This window comes from Chitinivibrionales bacterium, assembly GCA_035516255.1.
Classification (GTDB): domain Bacteria; phylum Fibrobacterota; class Chitinivibrionia; order Chitinivibrionales; family FEN-1185; genus FEN-1185.
The window spans coordinates 26,456-44,712 of record DATJAL010000049.1; the positions used below are offsets into that span (position 1 = coordinate 26,456).

General features: G+C 55.7%; 24 protein-coding genes. 13 read left to right on the forward strand and 11 right to left on the reverse strand.

Translation table 11 applies throughout. The features are described from left to right. Nucleotides 1-144: 144 nt before the first annotated feature. Entirely contained in the window at nucleotides 145-891 is a 747-nt protein-coding gene (locus VLX68_14260; protein ID HUI93407.1) for a toxin-antitoxin system YwqK family antitoxin, read from the reverse strand. 249 nt (nucleotides 892-1,140) lie between these two features. On the opposite strand from VLX68_14260, the gene hisA reads away from it, so the two are divergent. Continuing rightward, complete coding sequence (gene hisA / locus VLX68_14265) at nucleotides 1,141-1,914, forward strand: phosphoribosylformimino-5-aminoimidazole carboxamide ribotide isomerase (protein ID HUI93408.1); 774 nt, start codon at nucleotides 1,141-1,143, stop codon at nucleotides 1,912-1,914. A 198-nt stretch (nucleotides 1,915-2,112) separates the two neighbouring features. Here the strand turns inward: hisA and VLX68_14270 are convergent, their stop codons facing one another. Then, complete coding sequence (locus VLX68_14270) at nucleotides 2,113-2,571, reverse strand: dCMP deaminase family protein (GenBank protein HUI93409.1); 459 nt, start codon at nucleotides 2,569-2,571, stop codon at nucleotides 2,113-2,115. 14 nt (nucleotides 2,572-2,585) lie between these two features. After that, nucleotides 2,586-3,044: a ribose 5-phosphate isomerase B gene (gene rpiB, locus VLX68_14275; GenBank protein HUI93410.1), complete on the reverse strand. Its 459-nt coding sequence runs from the start codon at nucleotides 3,042-3,044 to the stop codon at nucleotides 2,586-2,588. A gap of 133 nt (nucleotides 3,045-3,177) precedes the next feature. Here rpiB and VLX68_14280 point away from each other — a divergent pair, with 133 nt between their 5' ends. Genes VLX68_14280 through VLX68_14290 form a run of 3 tightly spaced genes read left to right on the forward strand, consistent with a single transcriptional unit; the run spans nucleotide 3,178 to nucleotide 4,535 of the window. After that, on the forward strand, nucleotides 3,178-3,702 hold the full coding sequence (locus tag VLX68_14280; GenBank protein HUI93411.1) for an RNA polymerase sigma factor: 525 nt from the start codon (nucleotides 3,178-3,180) through the stop codon (nucleotides 3,700-3,702). Beyond that, on the forward strand, nucleotides 3,699-4,022 hold the full coding sequence (locus VLX68_14285) for a hypothetical protein (GenBank protein ID HUI93412.1): 324 nt from the start codon (nucleotides 3,699-3,701) through the stop codon (nucleotides 4,020-4,022). The genes VLX68_14280 and VLX68_14285 overlap by 4 nt, the downstream gene beginning before the upstream one ends. Before the next feature lie 21 nt (nucleotides 4,023-4,043). After that, nucleotides 4,044-4,535, forward strand: coding sequence for a Spy/CpxP family protein refolding chaperone (locus VLX68_14290; protein HUI93413.1), 492 nt, complete (start codon nucleotides 4,044-4,046; stop codon nucleotides 4,533-4,535). A gap of 49 nt (nucleotides 4,536-4,584) precedes the next feature. Here VLX68_14290 and xerA read toward each other — a convergent pair whose 3' ends face one another. The 3 genes from xerA to VLX68_14305 all read right to left on the reverse strand — a co-directional run bounded on the left by xerA (nucleotide 4,585) and on the right by VLX68_14305 (nucleotide 8,709). Continuing rightward, the gene (gene xerA / locus VLX68_14295; GenBank protein HUI93414.1) at nucleotides 4,585-5,556 is read right to left on the reverse strand and encodes a site-specific tyrosine recombinase/integron integrase; all 972 of its coding nucleotides are present in this window, start codon (nucleotides 5,554-5,556) and stop codon (nucleotides 4,585-4,587) included. A 238-nt stretch (nucleotides 5,557-5,794) separates the two neighbouring features. Further along, nucleotides 5,795-6,511 (reverse strand): outer membrane beta-barrel protein, encoded by a 717-nt coding sequence (locus tag VLX68_14300; protein HUI93415.1) that lies wholly within the window; start codon nucleotides 6,509-6,511, stop codon nucleotides 5,795-5,797. After that, on the reverse strand, nucleotides 6,508-8,709 hold the full coding sequence (locus VLX68_14305) for a hypothetical protein (GenBank protein ID HUI93416.1): 2,202 nt from the start codon (nucleotides 8,707-8,709) through the stop codon (nucleotides 6,508-6,510). Before VLX68_14305 ends, VLX68_14300 begins: the two co-directional genes overlap by 4 nt. A 323-nt stretch (nucleotides 8,710-9,032) precedes the next feature. On the opposite strand from VLX68_14305, the gene VLX68_14310 reads away from it, so the two are divergent. From VLX68_14310 to VLX68_14350, 9 genes are all read left to right on the forward strand, one after another. After that, the gene (locus VLX68_14310) at nucleotides 9,033-9,452 is read left to right on the forward strand and encodes a secondary thiamine-phosphate synthase enzyme YjbQ (protein HUI93417.1); all 420 of its coding nucleotides are present in this window, start codon (nucleotides 9,033-9,035) and stop codon (nucleotides 9,450-9,452) included. Between the two features lie 107 nt (nucleotides 9,453-9,559). Further along, a complete protein-coding gene (locus VLX68_14315; GenBank protein HUI93418.1) occupies nucleotides 9,560-10,216 on the forward strand; it encodes an outer membrane beta-barrel protein in 657 nt (218 codons plus the stop codon). 153 nt (nucleotides 10,217-10,369) lie between these two features. Beyond that, nucleotides 10,370-11,242: a glucose-1-phosphate thymidylyltransferase RfbA gene (gene rfbA / locus VLX68_14320; protein HUI93419.1), complete on the forward strand. Its 873-nt coding sequence runs from the start codon at nucleotides 10,370-10,372 to the stop codon at nucleotides 11,240-11,242. 12 nt (nucleotides 11,243-11,254) lie between these two features. Next, complete coding sequence (gene rfbC, locus VLX68_14325; GenBank protein ID HUI93420.1) at nucleotides 11,255-11,800, forward strand: dTDP-4-dehydrorhamnose 3,5-epimerase; 546 nt, start codon at nucleotides 11,255-11,257, stop codon at nucleotides 11,798-11,800. 20 nt (nucleotides 11,801-11,820) lie between these two features. Then, nucleotides 11,821-12,630 carry a lysophospholipid acyltransferase family protein gene (locus VLX68_14330; protein HUI93421.1) on the forward strand — a complete coding sequence of 270 codons (810 nt, stop codon included), beginning with the start codon at nucleotides 11,821-11,823 and terminating at the stop codon, nucleotides 12,628-12,630. Nucleotides 12,631-12,808: 178 nt separating this feature from the next. Beyond that, nucleotides 12,809-13,273, forward strand: a complete 465-nt coding sequence (locus VLX68_14335; GenBank protein ID HUI93422.1) for a hypothetical protein — start codon at nucleotides 12,809-12,811, stop codon at nucleotides 13,271-13,273. Then, nucleotides 13,270-14,355, forward strand: a complete 1,086-nt coding sequence (locus tag VLX68_14340) for an NAD(P)H-dependent oxidoreductase (GenBank protein HUI93423.1) — start codon at nucleotides 13,270-13,272, stop codon at nucleotides 14,353-14,355. Before VLX68_14335 ends, VLX68_14340 begins: the two co-directional genes overlap by 4 nt. 104 nt (nucleotides 14,356-14,459) lie before the next feature. Then, nucleotides 14,460-14,747: a nucleotidyltransferase family protein gene (locus VLX68_14345; GenBank protein ID HUI93424.1), complete on the forward strand. Its 288-nt coding sequence runs from the start codon at nucleotides 14,460-14,462 to the stop codon at nucleotides 14,745-14,747. After that, complete coding sequence (locus VLX68_14350) at nucleotides 14,740-15,069, forward strand: DUF86 domain-containing protein (GenBank protein ID HUI93425.1); 330 nt, start codon at nucleotides 14,740-14,742, stop codon at nucleotides 15,067-15,069. Before VLX68_14345 ends, VLX68_14350 begins: the two co-directional genes overlap by 8 nt. Here VLX68_14350 and VLX68_14355 read toward each other — a convergent pair. The 5 genes from VLX68_14355 to VLX68_14375 all read right to left on the reverse strand — a co-directional run bounded on the left by VLX68_14355 (nucleotide 15,064) and on the right by VLX68_14375 (nucleotide 18,247). Next, entirely contained in the window at nucleotides 15,064-15,429 is a 366-nt protein-coding gene (locus tag VLX68_14355; protein ID HUI93426.1) for a GIY-YIG nuclease family protein, read from the reverse strand. The two genes, VLX68_14350 and VLX68_14355, sit on opposite strands and share 6 nt — an antisense overlap. A 10-nt stretch (nucleotides 15,430-15,439) precedes the next feature. Then, a complete protein-coding gene (locus VLX68_14360) occupies nucleotides 15,440-16,381 on the reverse strand; it encodes an ACP S-malonyltransferase (protein ID HUI93427.1) in 942 nt (313 codons plus the stop codon). A 7-nt stretch (nucleotides 16,382-16,388) separates the two neighbouring features. After that, a complete protein-coding gene (gene fabG, locus VLX68_14365) occupies nucleotides 16,389-17,123 on the reverse strand; it encodes a 3-oxoacyl-ACP reductase FabG (GenBank protein ID HUI93428.1) in 735 nt (244 codons plus the stop codon). Nucleotides 17,124-17,206: 83 nt separating this feature from the next. Continuing rightward, complete coding sequence (locus tag VLX68_14370; GenBank protein HUI93429.1) at nucleotides 17,207-17,716, reverse strand: DUF5946 family protein; 510 nt, start codon at nucleotides 17,714-17,716, stop codon at nucleotides 17,207-17,209. Between the two features lie 12 nt (nucleotides 17,717-17,728). Continuing rightward, the gene (locus VLX68_14375) at nucleotides 17,729-18,247 is read right to left on the reverse strand and encodes a hypothetical protein (GenBank protein ID HUI93430.1); all 519 of its coding nucleotides are present in this window, start codon (nucleotides 18,245-18,247) and stop codon (nucleotides 17,729-17,731) included. Nucleotides 18,248-18,257 lie beyond the last annotated feature (10 nt).

Sequence of the window (18,257 nt, forward strand, 5' to 3'; positions counted from 1 at the left end):
CATTCGCAATGAATATAGAATGGTGAACCAGCGTGTGGCAAGGCTTTCCAAAGTCGCCATTGCACGCGTGAAAAAAAAGGCATTTCCACTCCTCAGCAGAAACGCCCTTCAACCTTCAATTATCAAAAGTAAACCTGCAGCCTGTCAAAACGACTTTCCCTCGACCAGGCTGCCGTCCTTGTACGTGGCCTCGCCCTGTTTCTTGCCCTTCTCGGTCCACATGATCTTGAGGCCGTCCAGATGGCCGTTTTTATAGTTTGACTCGGCCTCCTTCTTGCCGTTATCGTAATATTCGATGCAGGGGCCGTCGAGGAAATCGTTGGCATAGTTCTGCTCCACCTCGAGCTTACCGTTTTCAAACCATTTCTTTTCCGGGCCGTTCTTGTTTCCCGCGGCATAGGTGGTAACCCGTTTCATGTTGCCGCTGGGATACCACACCGTTTCCGCGCCGTCCTTTTTTCCGTTCTTAAAGGAGGTCTCGGAAGACTTTTTCCCATCGGGAAAGTAATTGGTCGCCGTTCCCAGCGGCGTGTCGAGGCAGTAATTCGCCTCGCTCTTGAGCTTGCCGTCCTCCCACCACGACTTGTCCCAGCCGTTTCTCTTTCCGTCCGAAAACATCGTCTCAATATACCGCTTTCCATTCTGATAATTGCCCACCATGAGGCTGTCCTGTTTCCCTTTTTTATAATGTGTGTCCGACTGGATGCTGCCGTCCGGGAAATAATAGACGGTGCGCACCACGTCTTTTTTCGCGCCTACGACAAGGAAAAAATTTTCCTTTTTCTTGGCGCCGTTCGGATACGTGTCGGTCACCTGTGATTTCATTTCGGGCTTCGAACATCCCGCCACGGCGACCAGAACGCACATACCGATGATATTCCTCAAGCGCATAGCCTCTCCTTTTTGAAAGGTATATCCAGCCTCTCTTGATAAAATATATTTGATGATGCTTGAAACAAAAATCCAGCCTTGATGTATTTATTATGCAAAAACGGCGCAAATTTGTCAATTGTTTCATGGGTTTGCCCTATTACCATGAGGATATCCCGATGGGAAATTATATTTTCCTTATGAGCAGGCAGCCCATCGCTTCCAAACCGTCTTGCATGCCGATTCTTCGAAAAAGGGGCCGTCGTCGTCATGAGATTCCGCCCGTGCATAGATTTACATAAAGGAAAAGTGAAACAGATCGTGGGGAGCACGCTGCACGGCGGAGCGGACCATGCGCTTGTCACCAACTTCGAAACCGGCCTCTCCCCCGCCCATTTCGCGCGCATGTACAAAAACGACGGGCTTTTTGGCGGTCATGTCATCATGCTCGGACCCGGGAACGAAAACGCCGCGATCGAAGCGCTGACCGCGTTTCCGAACGGATTCCAGGTGGGCGGAGGAATCACGCCGGACAATGCGGGAACCTTTCTTGACAACGGCGCGTCGCATGTGATCGTCACGTCTTATATTTTCCAGAACGGTAAGATTGCCTGGAAAAATGTGGATGCAATGGTTGCCTGCGCCGGAAAAAACAGGCTGGTGATCGACCTGAGCTGCGTGCGGAAAGGCGATGCGTTTTTCGTGGCAACGGACCAATGGAAAAACGTTTCCCCGGTGCCTGTTTCGGGTGAAACGCTTGCGAGCCTCGCCGCACAGTGCGATGAATTCCTCATCCACGCCGCGCACGTGGAAGGCAAGCGTTCGGGCATCGACGAGGAACTTGTCGCTCTCCTCGGTGACCGGAGCCCCATTCCGGTCACCTATGCCGGCGGCATCCGCTCGCTTGCCGACCTTGACCTTGTGGAAAAATTGGGTAAAGGACGGGTTGACGCGACCATCGGCAGCGCGCTGGATATTTTTGGCGGGGATTTAACGTACAAGTCGGTGGTGGAATGGAATTTGAAACGCAATAAAGAAAAATAAAAATGGGCGTTCCCCTCCCCCTCATCAAACTCGGGGTCGGGTCGGCCGGACTGGAGCGGTGAGCCGGATCGAATTGCCGGCCGACCCTGCAGTCAGGCATCGGGCGGTCAGGCAACGAGGCCAAAGGCCGAGCCCGGAAGGAGGGCCGACCCCATGGAGGTGCATGCGCCTCCATGGGGTTACGCCCAAATCTTAATACTATTTATTTAAAAGAACCTGCCTCAACTCGATCCCCGCCTGCCCCGCCACTTCGATAACATGGTTGTCACGGTAAAACTCCAAATAAAAAATCCGTTTTATCCCGCTGTTGGCGATGAGCTTGAAGCAATGCCAGCAGGGCGAGGCCGTGATGTAGATGTCGGCTCCGTCCACCGCGACGCCGTTCTTGGCCGCCTGGATTATGGCGTTGGCCTCGGCGTGCACCGTGGCGATGCAGTGGCCGTTTTCCATGAAGTGCCCCACGTCGTCGCAGTGCGGCATGCCGCGCACGCTGCCGTTATAACCGGTGGAGAGGATGGTCTTGTCCCGCACGATCACGGCGCCCACGTTCTTGCGGTCGCAGGTGGAGCGCGTGGCCACCTGCTGGGCGATCTTCATGAAATATTCGTCCCACGGCGCGCGTTTACGTTTAGGAACAAACGCCTTTTTCTTTTTCATTGCCGCTCCTTGGCCTACTGCGTTCCGTCAACCGTGTCTATCATTTTAACGCGGTGCTCGTGACGGCCGCCCTCGAACGGCGTCGAAAGCCAGTTCTTGAGGATTTCCGTCGCCGTTTCATCCGGCGTGGTCCGCTGGCCGAGCACCAGCATGTTCGCATCGTTGTGCAGGCGCGACATCGCGGCCATCTGCGGCGTGACGCACAGCGCGGCGCGCACGCCCTTGAACCGGTTCGCCACGATGCTCGCGCCGATTCCCGACCCGCAGATGACAATGCCCCGCTTGAAGGTGCCGTTGGACACCTTGGCCGCGGCGCGCGCCGAATAGATGGGATAATCGCTGCGCTCCTCGCTGAACACCCCGACGTCCTCGCAGGGGATCCCCATTTTCTGGAGCTCCTGCTTGATGTGCTCTTTGAGCTTATAACCGGCGTGGTCTGCGCCGATGACAATGGCGTTGTCAGGCTGGGGCATGTTATTCCTTTCATTTATCTCATGCATTCGTGGATACATAAATTATGTTAATCCAGCGTGAAACACCCATTAAAATAAATACTTTCCCGCCGTAACATCGAGTCAAATCTTAAAGTCAAACAGGATGAAAATAATGGAAGAGTTGGACGATCTTACCATTCAGCGGGCGAAACGGAGGAATAAGGCCGCATTCAAGAGCGTCTATGATTTTTACGCGCCGTTTGCATGGAAGATCGCCTTCAGGACATTGCACGGCAACAGCGAACTGGCGGAGGAGGCGGTACAGGACACGTTCATAAGGGCCTACAACTCGCTGCCCAAATTTGAGGGCGGCGCGGCGTTCTCGACATGGATTTACAGAATCACCTTTAACGTGTGCATGACGCTGCTCCAAAAAAAGGGAAAGGCTGACGAGATGCAGGACCTTGATGAAAATACCGCCGCCGTGTCGTCAGCAGTGGAAACGGATATGCAGCACGACTTACAGAAAATCCTTAAAAGCATTTCCGCGGAGGACAGGTTTCTGCTCACGGGAAGGGAAATGCTGGGATTTTCGTTTGAGGAACTTGCCGATATCACGGGAAAAACCGCCGGCGCTCTCCGCACCCAGCTTTTCAGGCTGAAGGAGGAGATCCGGAGGAAATTCGGGGAGGAATGATGGAACAGATGAATGAAAAACAGCTGGCTGAACAATTTGCAAGCGCCATGGCGGAAGTGCCGCCGCTGCCCGACCACCTGTTCGGCGCAATCACGCGGAAAATCGATCACCGAAAGATCATCATGCGCTCCGCATGGGCGGCGGCCGCCTCAATCATCATCGCGGTGTCCGCTTTCACCGTATACCGCGCGTCCGCGCCCGCCGTGGCAAGCAATGCGGAAATTTCGGATGAGATCGCCAGCATCAGCACTTATTTCAGCAGCGACGATCTTCAGGACGATGATAACGCGACGTTGGAAAACGTGCTTTATCAGGAATAACATTTTTCAGGAGGATTTGGTATGAAGACAAAATCATTAGTGACCGCGGTTCTGGTTCCCGCTTTGTTCCTCGCGGGGTCGGCTTTTGCAGCGCCCCATGATTCAGCTGCGACGGCACAGCGGGATTCATCCCACCAGAAGTGGATCGCCCAGCTCAACCTTACCGCCGACCAGAGGGCGAAAATGAAGGCCCTCCGCGATGACATGCGCGCGCAGCGCAAGGCGAACATTGAAAAAATGCAGGCGCTCCGCGAGAAAAGCAAGGAAGAGCTGCTCAAGGCAACGCCGAACAAGTCCGTGCTGTACGGCTACGCAAAGGAAATGGGAGAGCTGCACAAGACGATGGCCGAGCATATGGCCGACCATCTTATCAAGGTGAAGGCGATTCTTACCAAAGAGCAATTCGAAAAGATGCTGAGCAAGGATTTCCTCAAGGGATTGCGCGAGCGGGGTACGCATGACGGCCCGCCACACGGAGGTCCGGGAGGCAAGCATGACAAGGATGAAGATTGACTGGAAGGCTGAACTGTTGAAAGGTTTTAAGGTTTAAAGGGCCACGGGTTCAAAGGTTGAAAGGTTTATGGGTTGGCGGAAGGCTCTGCCAGCCTTTTTTTTCTTTTCCCGAGCCCGCCCTCGGGTGCGCCTGCCGGTAGGTCTTGAGCAGGTGTTCTTTTGACATATGCGTATAGATCTGCGTGGTGGAAAGCGATGAATGCCCCAACAGCTCCTTTACCGCGCGGATGTCCGCGCCGCGGTCGAGCAGGTGCGTGGCAAACGAATGGCGCAGCACATGCGGGCTTTTCTTCTTCTGCTGGCTCACCGCGGCAAGCCCGCCTTCCACGATGCGCTCGATCTGTCGGCGCGAAAGCCGGCCCCCCTTGTGGTTTGCAAAAAGCGGCGCATCGGCCGAGGCGAGGGGGGATCTTTTATCCAGATACTCCCGTATCGCGGACATGGCCTGATCGGTCACCGGCACGGTTCGCTCCTTTTTCCCCTTGCCGAGCACCCGTATCCATTCCCTTTTGAATTCTATGTTCCCAGCGTTGAGGCCATGAAGCTCGGCAAGGCGGATACCGCTTCCATAGAGAAGTTCCACAATCGCGCGGTTCCTTGCCGTTTCCGCATCGCTTCCGTTTTTTCCTTTTGGCGCATTAATGCTCCCCAATTCCTGCGCCTGTTTTTCGGTGAGAAAGGCCGGCAGCGGCTTGTCGAGCTTGGGATTGGCGAGCAGTTTTGCCGGATTGATAACAAGAAAATGCCGCTTAACGCAGAATTTTGAAAACGATTTGAGCGCCGCGACCTTCCGGGCAACCGACCGAGGCCGGAGGTGCTGCTCCCCCATGGAATAAGTAAAATCGCGGAGCATGTCTTTTTTCATGACGGTTTCGAAGTCAGCATGGGGATAATTTTGGTTCACAAACGCGACAAACTGGGCAAGATCTCTTTTGTAAGCCTCGACCGTGTGGGTCGAATATCCTTTTTCTTTAAGCAGATATTCGAGAAAAGAATTGATGGTTTCCTGAAGAGCGGCCATAAAACGAGTTCCTTGATGGAAAATATATTTCAGAACATAGTAAGATGGATTCTTCTCCTATGAAAGGCACCGATTATAAAGAACATTTTACTTGATATGATACGGCGGGTTTGACGGGAAGCACTGAAATTAATTTACGGACGAGAAGTTCCGCCGACGTCAGAGGCGTTCCAGCAAAGAGGAAATCGATCCCTATCCCAACCTTGTTGAGACGGGAACGCCCAACCTTCCATATCCTCTATTTTGTCTTGCTGATAAAAAAACGGTACCCCACCGTCACCTCGGTCGCCCGGTTGAAAGCGGTCCCGCTCAAATCGGACGAAATGCTGGTGAGCCCGTACAGGTATTCGCCGGAAACGAAGAAGCCGTGTCTGCCGAACGACATTCCCGCTTCGAGCCCGCCCAGAACCCCGAAGTCGTTGCCGTAGATACCCACGTACGGCATGTGCGTGCTGCCGGGAGTGGCTTCCCTTCCGTCAATCAACCATTTGAGCGTGCTGCCGAGCAGCCAGGAACCGGTGACCCCGGCCTTGGCGTATATCCAGCCCGCCGGTCCGCAATAGCCGCCCTTGACCACCAGGGGAAATGCGAGGTAGCGGAGTTCGGCGGTCGTGGCAAGGTCGTGCTGGAAAATATCGTCGGTGAACATGACCGCTGTTTTATTCGTGTTCTCGCCGCGCACCTGGTACTCCGTCCCCAGGGAAACTGCGGCAAATCGGCCGATGCGGATCTCATAGTCCAACCCGATCGCCGGGCCGATGATATGGACCACGCTTGCGTTCGGAGCGAAATAAGACGCAAGCAAACTGTCTGCGGCGATGCTCGATTGTGAAGCTCCCGCCGTGAGCGCGAATGAAAAACGCAGCGGCACGCCGCCCACGGCAAGCGGCTGCGCGAACGAAGAAACGGAGAACAGGGCAAGCCAGATGCAGAAAAGTCGGAGTGCGTGTTTCACTTGAGACCTCCAGTCATGATCCTCATCGTTCTGACATCCGTTTTTCCACTCATCCGGATGATGAGCACGCGGTGCGCCTTGAGCACGCTGAATCTTGCGAGCGGGATCCGGTAATTGCCGTCCGACATCCTGAATTGCGCCGGATCGAGCCGCAGCAGAAGCCTGCCTGAGATGTCGAAGAACTCGATCCTGGTGAGCTCGCCGGCGTTCGATATGTCCAGAAAGCCGTGCGAAAACGCCACCACGGGCTGGAAGTGCTTTGCGGAAAAAACCTTGCTGCGCAGGGCCGACCTCGGCGCAAGGATTTCGTTGTCGGATAAAAACGGAATTGTCGCGGATGTATCGATGGTGGTATCGGCGAGGGACGCGGCCAGGAACGTGGATTTCGTCACGATCCCGAATGTCCCGCCGGGATACACCTCTTCCTTTTCCGCAAGATGATTGTCGTCGTGGGCCCAGATTTTCGCAACGCCGGAGTCCTGCGGCACCGAAATGATGAGCGGCGCGGTGGTGAACGACGACGTGATGTGCCCGCTTGGATCGAACCCGACCCAGGAGATGATAGTGTCCCACACGCCCGACACGCGCGCCGAAATCGCGAAGTTGCTGGGCTCGAGGCTCGCAAGCGGAAACGAGTAGGCCTGCTGCGACGTTTTGATCTTGAGCTGCACGGTGACCGGCGAGAACGAAGGGTAGTAAAATCCCTGCCACTGCGACAGGTTCTGGCTGGTCACCCACGGGAGGGAGGCGGAAAGATCCACCCCGCGCCACGAGTTGCCCCCGGTGCTGGCGTCGATTGACGTGTGCGCCAGGATCGAGTCCGTGGATTCGCGGAGATCCTCCTGGTAGGCCGTGGTGGCGTCGCCCACGGTAACGAGCACCACGTGGCGGTAGGCGACCGATGTGTCCGCCAGCAGGCGGGCCGCCGCTTTGAGAAGGGAGAGAAAATCGTCCCGTGCCTTCTGGATCATCGGCTCGGAACTTCCGGCCGTGGGCACCCAGACCGGCGTGGGGTCGGGCTCGTTGAGATATTTGGCGTACAGCGACTGCTCGTCGAATGTTGACAGATACGCATTAATGGCGGCGGGGCCGCTGTCGGTGATCGCCTGCGTCGCGTACGGCAATGCCGACACGCCCTCGATGCTGTGGAGCAGGCCGCAGGAGTAGCCGCGTTCCCTGAGTGTCGCCACATTCTGCTTTATCAATTTGGCCTGGCTGATCACCGTTTGCGCATACCCGGACAGTCCGCGGATCCCGGTGCTATAATCGATCATCTGCGCCGGCGCGTTCCACCGCCATAGGAATACGGTCTGGATGGGCTTGGAAAGCCTCATCATGGTCGAGTCGGTGAGCGCCGTGTTGAGGAGCAGGTAATTGCCCGCCCACGCGCCGTCGGCAAACGACGTGAAATGCATCACGCTCAGGGCCTTGGGCAAGTAGGTGAGCATCACCTGGGACTGGTACGGGATGAGCTGCGACGTGGAATCGCGGAGCTGGATTTGACCGGTGGAAGTCCCGAGATAGTATTGTTTGTCGGTGGTATTGGCATAGACGGTAAGTCTGATGAACTGCGGATTCTGCCCGTTAGGGTCGTTGAACACCACCGGCACGGCATACGGCGTGTTGCCGTTGCCCGGATTGGGTATCAGGTACCGCAGCCGCACATGCCGGCGCATTCCGATTGACGCATGCGCAAACGTCGCCTCGTAAACGGTTGCCGACATCTGCTGCAGCATGGCGACGCGCCGGTCGAGCGAGCTTGCAACGGCGCTGCTGTCCGGCGTCTTGACATCGACGATGTATTTCGCCTCCAGCAGTTTGGCGCGGTACAGCGTGTCGCCGATCCACGTTTCGAGGCCCGTCGCCACCGCGTTTTGCGGCAGCTGCACCAGTCCCTTGAAGAAATACGAGCCGATGGTATTCGGAACATTGACCTGGCTGATGTTGCCCGTGAGGTAGGCGTCTTCCACCACGTCAAGATAACTGCCCCGAGGGTTGATGGTGAGTTCCGAGATCTCCAGCTGCGAGGTGCCGAGCTGGACCGGGCTGAAGTTTACCGTGGAATCGAGCAGCGAGTCGTTCACCTGTTGGTAGTCCACGACCTTCTGGTACGTCATAAAGTAAATTTGCGCGCAAACCGGCGCGGCAAGCGCCGCCGCCATCAGCACAATGCAACCGTGCAGCAGGTATTTCTTCATGGCTCCTCCTTGGAGGCAAAATGAGCGTGGCAAGAAATGATTTGCGACCGGGGATGGTGAAATGCGTGGCTCATGGGTGCTGAACAAAATATAGTGCGGGAAAAGACCAATTCCCAAACCTTTTTCAACAAAGTGTTTTCTTGTGGGAAACCTTTTCGTGCAATGAACCCTTGATGCGCCGACAGGTCCGTTGTAGTTTGCTTCAAGCCGTCGGCAACGGCTGGAAGCGAGGATCGAAAAATCCACGACATCCGTTATACCATAGGCGAACGTGCAAACGGGAGCGAGCGCAGATTATTTTTTTACTGAAAGGAAACGATGCCATGGTCTTCGGAAAAAGCTTTTCAGTCCAGACAAAAGGATTTTCGGATATTATTGACATCACCTCGAACGTGGAGTCCGTTGTAACGGAATCGGAAGTAAAAAACGGCATCGCCGTTGTGTTCGCGGTCGGTTCCACCGCGTCCGTCTCCACCATCGAATATGAGCCCGCACTTGTCCAGGACCTGAAGGACCGGCTCAACGAACTCGTGCCGAGCGATCTCAGGAGCAGGCATTCCGAAACCTGGGGCGACGACAACGGCTTTTCCCATATCCGCGCCACGCTCATGGGGCCCGGCGTCACCGTGCCTGTTTCGGCCGGAACCCTGACGCTGGGCACTTGGCAGCAGATCGTGGTGATAGACCACGACAACAGGCCCCGTTCCCGGAAAATATTCGTACAGATCATCGGGGAAAAATAACGGCAAAACAGCATATTTTATTTGACTGCCGCTGTTTTTTTAATATTTTATTACTGGTACCAAGTAGCGTGCAGAGTAGAAATTTCACCATCAACGAGGGAGGTTTTATGTATAAACGTCTTGTTTCTTCATGCATTGCTGTTGCAGTGTCTGTCATGCTTCTGGCGCCTGCCGCTTGGAGTGATGATGTGACCACGCCGATAGCGTCAGGTGCAAAGGCCATGCTCTTCACCTTCGAAGGATTGTCAACTATTGGTGCGGGCGATTTTAACGGCGGGGTTGGAGGGAAATATTACCTGATGGACATGCTTGCACTCCGTGGAAGTCTGGAATTCGGCCTTACCGATAAGGCGACGCCGGCCCCGACAGGCGGCTCCGAGGGCGACGATAACACCTGGGACATCGGGCTCAGCGTTGGTGGAGAATACCATCTTCTTAAAACCAGGGTCAGCCCCTATGTAGGAGCCGAAATCGGATTTCTGGCAACTCAGACTTCCTCAAAAAACACTCTCAACCCTCAGACCACCACAACCGGCGGCGACTTTGCGTTCAACATAGCCGCGCTGGGCGGTGTTGAGTTTTTCATTATTAAGGAATTGAGTCTGAGCGCCGAGTATCGTCTTGGATATACCCTGGATGCCCCGTATGACACAAAAGCCACCACTGCGGGAAATCCATCCGTGACCGTCACGACTAAAAATGGCGCGACCAATTCTCTTGGCATCGTCGCCGCCGGCGCCTTGATCATGGCGTTTTACTTCTAACACCTGAATCAGGTGGCAAACAATCAGGCCGGAAAGAAAACTTTCCGGCCTTTTTTTATTCCTTACCGCTTGCCTTTTAGCCTTCATTTGATGCATGACAGATTGTATTTTTTTAAATCGTAATCCTTTCCACGGAAAATCAAGAGGGGCACCATGAAAGGCATCATTCTCGCCGGCGGACTGGGCACAAGGCTGTATCCGGCAACGATCGGCATATGCAAGCAGCTGCTGCCGGTATATGACAAGCCCATGGTGTATTACCCGCTTGCGATCCTGATGCTCGCGAAAATCCGCGACATCCTTGTCATCACCACGCCGCAGGATCTCGATGCCTTCAGGCGCCTGCTCGGCAGCGGCGCGCAATGGGGACTCAACTTTGCCTATGCTGTGCAGCAAAAGCCCGAGGGCATCGCGCAGGCATTCATCCTGGGAAAGGAATTCATCAAAAACGACGGCGTGGCGCTCATTCTCGGCGACAACATTTTCTGGGGCCACGGCCTGGTGAGCACCCTTGCCGAGGCTGCGGTAAAAAAAGACCGGGCGACCATTTTCGGATACTGGGTCAACGATCCTCAGCGCTACGGCGTGGTGGAGCTTGACAACGCGGGAAGGCCGGTGAATCTCGTGGAAAAGCCCAAGGCCCCGAAATCGCCGTACGCGGTGACCGGTCTTTACTTCTACGACAACGCGGTGGTGCGGTATGCGGAGGGGCTCAAGCCCTCGGCGCGCGGCGAGCTTGAGATCACCGACCTCAACCGGCTTTACCTGCAGGAAGGCAGGCTCGACGTGGTGCTGCTGGGGCGGGGCGTTGCGTGGCTCGACACCGGAACCCATGAATCCATGCTGCAGGCGTCTGTTTTCGTGGAAACGATACAGTCCCGCCAGGGACTCAAGGTGTCATGCCCGGAGGAAATCGCCTTCATGCTCGGGTATATCACCGGCGATCAGCTCATGAAACTCGCGGAACCCATGAAGAAAAACGGCTACGGCGAATATCTGGTCCAGATCGCCAGCGGCAAACGGTAGCAAGACCCTTTCATGAAATTCACCGAGACAAATTTAAAAGGCGTGTGGATCATCAGCCCGGTTGTGCATGAGGACGGCAGGGGATTTTTCCTCGAATCGTTCCTTGCTTCCGAAATGGAGGCGCACGGCCTGCCGGGGAGCTTTGTGCAGGACAACCACGCGCGCTCCACAGCGGCGGGCGTCATCCGGGGGCTGCATTTCCAGAAACCTCCCAGGGCGCAGAGCAAGCTCATCCGCGTAGTGCGCGGCTCGGTGTTCGACGCGGTCGTGGATCTCCGCAAAAACTCTGAGACGTTCGGAAAATGGCTCGGGTTCACCCTCAGCGAACAGAACAAGGAAATGCTGTTTGTCCCCAAGGGGTTCGCGCACGGCTACTGCACGATGGCGCCCGGCACCGAGTTCCTTTACAAAGTGGACGACTATTATTCTCCGGCGCACGACAGCGGCATCCGCTGGAACGATCCCGGCATCGGCATCGGCTGGCCGAACGTGAGTCCCGTTATCTCCGACAAGGACAAAAGGCTCCCCTTTCTCAAGGACATCGAGCCGCCGTTTTAGCCGCGCCCGCAGAAACACCTATGAAAACAACATTCACCGGGCTCGTGTATCCGCTGCGGGTTATTGCCGCGTCCGTCGGCTATGTAAGTTATTTCCTCGCCATCCTCGTTTTCCTGTGCGCCGGGCTCCCGTTTTTCCTGCTGTTCGCGCTGCTGCCGAAGCTGATGCAAAGGCTCATGCGCGCCGCGCTCACGGCATACACGTTTTTTCTGACGCGCCTGTGGCTGCCGGCCCTGGGGCTCTATGCCGTCGCCGAGATCTCGGGGCTGGACCGCGCGCTCCGCGGCGCCGTGCTGGTGGCCAACCACCGGGGCAGGCTCGACGCCCTGCTCCTGCTGTCGATGCTCCCGCGCACGGGCGTGGTGATAAAGGCGCATTACGCCCGCGAACCGCTGTATTACGTATTTGTCAAGTACCTCGATTTCGTGAGCATCGACCCGGACTCCCTGGGGTCGCTCGGCGCGGCGACGGCAAAATGCCGGGAAGTGCTGGCGAAGGGAACAAACCTCCTGGTGTTTCCCGAGGGCACGCGCGCGAAAACCGGAAGGCTCCTCGAATTCAGGACGTTTCCCTTCAGGGTCGCCATGGAAACGGGCGCTCCGGTGGTGCCGGTCATCATCCATTCCGACCTTCCTTTCATGGCGCGCCGCAGGGGAAGTATTTTTCCAAGGTACCGGTTCAGGTACACGATCAGGTTCCTGCAGGCCGAACGGCCCGGTCCCGGCGAGAGCGCGCCGGACTTTGCGGCGCGGGTGCGCGGCCTCATGGCCGGGCAGCTCGCAATGCTTGACAAAGGCACCTGCTGGGACATTGGGGCAAGCGGTACCTGATCCGCTCCGTCACGAATTATTCGTAAAAATGAAAACGCTCACCGCAAAGGCGCAATGGTCGCAAAGGGAAAGAAAGATCAATACAGGATATTTTCCAATTCACATTTTTTTTTGCGTCCTTTGCGCCTTTGCGGTGATTTTCTAAATAAATTGTGCGAATATAAAAGGACACCCTCTCATGCAGCAGACGACCTTCGGCATGGAAGACATCCTGGCGATCCTTCCCCACCGGCCGCCGTTCCTTTTTGTCGACCGGGTGGTGCGGCTTGTCGTGAACAGGGAAATTCTCGCCGAGAGAGACATCCGCGACGACGAGCCGTTCTTTAAGGGGCATTTCCCGCACAAGCACATCATGCCTGGCGTGCTGGTGACCGATGCGCTGGCCCAAACAAGCGGCCTGCTGTGGGGACTCTCAAAAAAGGTCGGCGGCGAGTCGCCTGCCAAGGAACCCCGGATATTCTACCTCGCCCAAGCGAATATAAAGTTCGTCAATCCCGCGTTCCCGGGTGAAACGCTCGAGCTCCGTTCCCGGTGCGAGACGAGCTTCGGCGCGCTTTTCAGCTATGCGGTCGAGGCGTGCGTTGGAAAAAAAACAATCGCCAAGGGCACCCTCGCCCTTGCCATGATGGACGGCGCGCCATGAAGCTGCTCTTGCTGCGCGGAAACCCGAGAAAAAACGGCTTCACCCGCTACCTCACAGACCTATTTGTCAAGGGAGTCAGGGAGGCGGGCGGGCAGCTTGTCGACCGCGACCTGTCATCGCTTTCCATTAAAAACTGCACCGGGTGCTACTCCTGCTGGGTCACCTCGCCGGGGAAATGCATCATCAGCGACGACATGGGTTCCGTGCTGCAGGACTTCCTCGACGCCGACACCGTGGTTTTCGCGACCCCGCTCAACGCGTTCACGGTAAGCGGCCCCCTTAAAAACGTCATGGACAGGTTGCTGCCGCTCACGCAGCCGACCTTTGAGCAGTCGCCGCCCGGTTTGGTGCGCAACAGCCTGCGGTTCCCTGAAAAATGGCCGAAGAAATTCGCCGCGATCGTGGTGGGCGCGTTCAAGGGCGAGGAGAATTTCGCGGCGGTGCAAAGCACGTTTTCCCTGTTCGCCAACGCCATGAGCATGGAACCGGCCGGCGATCTCATACGGCCCGAATCGCACCTGCTGCGTTTCGCCCTTGCAAAGCCGCTCACGGTAAAGACCATAGAGACCGCATTTGTCAAGGCAGGCTACGAACTCGCGACGGAGGGCAGGATCACGCCCGAAACGCGGCAAAAGGCCGCCACGCCCCTCGCACCCGATCTCGGATATTTCAAAAAATACTCCAACATCTACTGGGAGCACGCCGTTGCGCTGGGCGAGAAGTCGCACGACCTCGACCTTCTCACCAAAACAGTGATGGCGGACGTGCGCATCCTGATGCAGGAAATGGCGCGCAGCATCGACCCTGCCGCCACCGCGCACCTAAAAACAACGCTGCAGTTCGAATTCACCGACAAGCCGTATTCGTTCATTCTGTCTGTTGACAAGGGGAAATGCACGTTTATTGAGGGAAAAACCGACAAGCCAGATTTGAAGGTGACCACCTCCACCGGCGTGTGGGCAAAGGTGTTCATGCGGCAGATCAACGTCCGCGACGCGCTGATGAACAGGCAGATCGTGCTGGAGGGGGACAAGTTTATTTTTTCAAGGCTCGACAGGTATTTTCCGCCGCCGGTGATGTAAGCAGGATAATCGGTTTTAAGGTTGTTTTTGACAAAACGGCACTAAAACACCTATATTTTCGAACTGAAACCTGGCACTCGAAACATCCAAGAGAGTCGTTTTGCATGACAAAAGAAGATATTTTACGAAGGCTTCGTGAAAAAAAACCCCAGCTTATGAGGAAATATCCTCTTCACAGGCTATCTCTGTTCGGTTCATGGGCACGGGGTGATCAATCGGAAATGAGCGACGTTGACATCCTGGCGGACGTGGATCCATCTATTGGGCTTGGTTTCGTTTCACTCGCCGATGACCTTGAGAAACTTCTCGGAATGAAAGTTGACCTTGTCACCCCTCGAGCTTTAAAACCAGCGCTTAGAAAAGAAATTACAAAGGATCTGGTAGATGCCTAAACGCGAAGCACGTCTCCTCCTTGATGATATGATCGCGGCAATTGAAAAAATTAACCGGTATATTGCTGGATTAAAAATGGGGGAATTTCTAAAGGACGAAAAGACCTGCGATGCCGTCACCCGCAATCTTGAAATAATCGGAGAGGCCGCGCGCCAATGTCCCGAAGCGTTTAAAACCAAACATTCCGAAATCCCTTGGGCACAAATTACCGGGTTGCGCCATAGGATCGTTCACGATTACACCGGTGTCGATTTGGAATTGGTATGGCAGATCATCAATTCAGACATGAAGGAATTATTAAACAACCTGCGCAGTTTATAACCCTGTCCGCGAAATACGGTTGTACCCTTTCTCTCCAAACGGCTTCAGCTTGTCAAGCCACAGTTCCTCCAGCGTCTTCAAATCATCGTCGTAGTTGTAAAGCGGGTCCTCCTTCGGCTCCAGCCGGTCGATGATTTCGTATTTGAACGCGCCTTCACCGCATTTCACGAAATCCGATTGGAGGTCGGGATTGGGAAAAGAACCTGTTTTCAACTGGAACATGATGCTGTTGAATTTGGTATTGAGGGTCTTGGATTTTCCGACAAGGATCTTTCCGTTCGCGGTGTTTGTCACCTGAAAAATTCCCATGGGCAAAAGGGTCTGCTTGTAATTGCGAATGAGCTCTTTTTTGTCAGTCATTGTGTGAAAATTATCTGCCGGGGACCAGTTCCCTGGCCGCCCGCTCCAGTCCGGTGAGATTGTTGATGTTGAAAACGGTCGTGCGCTTGGGAAACCCGTTCACCCGCACCAGGCCCGAAAGCACCCGCTGCGGCCCGATTTCCAGAAACACGTCCGCGTTTTTCGCAAGGAGCGTTTGCATGCTTGCGCGCCATAAAACGGGCCTCGTCAATTGCAGTGTGACAAGTTCCTTAATTTTTACCGGATCGCTTTCAAAAGCGCCCGTGCCGTTGAGCAGAAGCGGCACTGAAGGCGGTTTGAAGGTTATGGATTTCACCCAGTCGGCGAACCGCTCCATTGCTTCTCGCATGTAGGGACTGTGCCACGGCCCTGAAACAAGCACTGTCTTGGTCTTGCCGACGCCGAGCTCCGAAAGCCGCCTCGAAAACGCCTGCATGGTCTCCAGGTCTCCCGACACCACGATCTGGTCCGGCGCATTGTCGTTTGCGAGAACGATTTTATCGGGAGCGTTCATGTCCGCGAGCAATTGCTCGACCGTTTCAAGCGGCGTGAACAGCACCGCCATCATGCCGCCGTTTGCGCGAGCCGCCGCCTCATCCATGAATCCGCCGCGCATGGCCGCGATGGTCACGGCTTCCTGGTCCGAGACCACGCCGCTCGCGGCGAGCGAGGTGATTTCGCCGAGCGAATGGCCGAGCACCGCGTCGGGCGTTATGCCTTTTTCGCGCACATGACGCAGATAGCCGAGCGACACCGCCGCGAGCAGGGGCTGCAGAAACTGGGCCTTGCGCAGTTTTTTCTCGGGCCCGCGCAGGCAAAGTTTTTCAAGGTCCTCGTGGGTCAGGTCGCGTGCCAGCGAAACCAACGAGCGAAAACGGGCGTCCGCTTTGAAAAGGTCCTGCCCCATCCCGATTTCCTGCGAGCCCTGGCCGGGAAAAAGAAATACGATCATACTGCCCTTATGCTACCGTCGCGGTAAGGCCGCCGTCAACCACAAGCGACTGCCCGGTGATGTAGGAGGATTCGTCCGAGGAGAGGAATGCGACCGCGGCCGCGACCTCGGCGGGCGTGCCGAAGCGCTTGACCAGGATGCGGCCGAGGTTCTGCTGCTTGATCTGCCGCGGCATCTTCGCGGTCATGTCGGTTTCGATGAAGCCGGGCACCACGGCGTTCACGCGGATGCCGCGCGGGCCGAGCTCGGCCGCAAGCGACCGGGTGAAGGCCAGGAGCGCGCCCTTGCTCGCGCTGTAATTGGTCTGCCCGCCGATGCCCACCATGCCCGACACCGACGCGATGTTGACGATAACGCCCTTCTGCGCGTTCATCATGGGCCGCACTGCGGCCTTTACAAAACGCCACGCGCCGTTGAGGTTCGTGTCGAGCACCTTGTTCCATTCGTCAAACGGCATCATCATGAGGTACTGGTCCGACGTGATGCCCGCGTTGTTGACCAGGATGTCGATGCGGCCGTCGGCCTTGACGATGCCTTCGACGGCATTCCCGATCGCATCGCCGTCGGCCTGGGGACACAGGATCTTCTGCGCGCCGGTCTTCCGCGCCGTGTCCTGCGCGGCCTCCTCGTGGCGGTGATAGGTGAAATACACCTTCGCGTTCCGTTTGCGGAATTCCTCGACAACGGCCCTGCCGATGCCGCGGGACCCGCCGGTGACGAGGGCGATTTTATCGGAGAACATGAGCGCCTTTATTGCTAAATGATCATGATTGCGGACGGGGTATAAAATAGTTTTTGCAACCGGCAAAGGGCGGAACCGCGCATTTATCCATTTAAAACAGTTTCAACCAATCTGTCAATTGTCGCATGATAGTTCACCCATGCATGATACACGCTTTCGGCCCAATCCTCCACCAGCTTTTTATGCTCTTCGAACGTGGCCGCCTTCACCACACCAACAACGGTTATTGCTCCCCTGTTTTCCGGCGGATCAAGCCACTCAAACGTTCCCTTGTTTTTCCTTATGAGCGCGTCCATCAACCGGGTCACCCTTTTGTACTCCATTTTTTTCACGAGCACCATGTGCAGCGCCGCGAGATGGACGTTCACCGACTGCGTGGTCTGCGGCGTCTGGTCGCCCGGATGCTGTACGGCATAGGCATCCAACGTGAGGCGATGAAAGGACGGGTATTTGTAAATTGAAAATTCCTTTTCCAATATTTCGCCGTAGAGTTTCCAGCAGCCTGCCGAGGATGAATGGGGATACCGGAAGGTCGGGCCATCAATGTCGGGCACGAGGGCGCGGCAGCCGATGCAATGAATCAAGGGTTGCATTTTTTATGTTAACTATTGCAGGTTTGGCAGCTTCGCCAGATCCATCTCAAGCAAATACACCTTCTCGTTTTTATATGACAAATCGCCGATCACGTTCAATCCTATCATCTGATACGGCCGCACCCGCCTTTCCGAGCACGTGCCGTAGACTTTTCTGACGTTTCTGGCGACCAGTTTTTCCAGAAAATATTTCGTGAACAGTTTCAGCATGGGCGTGCCGCCCATGGGATCGAGCAGGGAGAACATCTGGATTATTTCAGCGACAGCCTTGTTTGATTTGTCAACCGCAAAACCCTCCATTTCCAGTTGCAAAGGGTTCTTATGGTCGAAATTCACCGCGCACCCTGCCACGATCCGCTCGCCCAGCCGCGCCACATATAGTTCCTGGGTTTCGTAAGGAATCTTCGTGACGATCCTTTTTGACTTGTGATCGAAGTCCCAAAGGTGGTCCAGGTTTTTCATATGACCGAATGCCCGGTAGAACGCCCGCTCGTAGGAACGGAGCTCGGCTTCGTTCGTTTTGTCAACCATTGAAAAAACA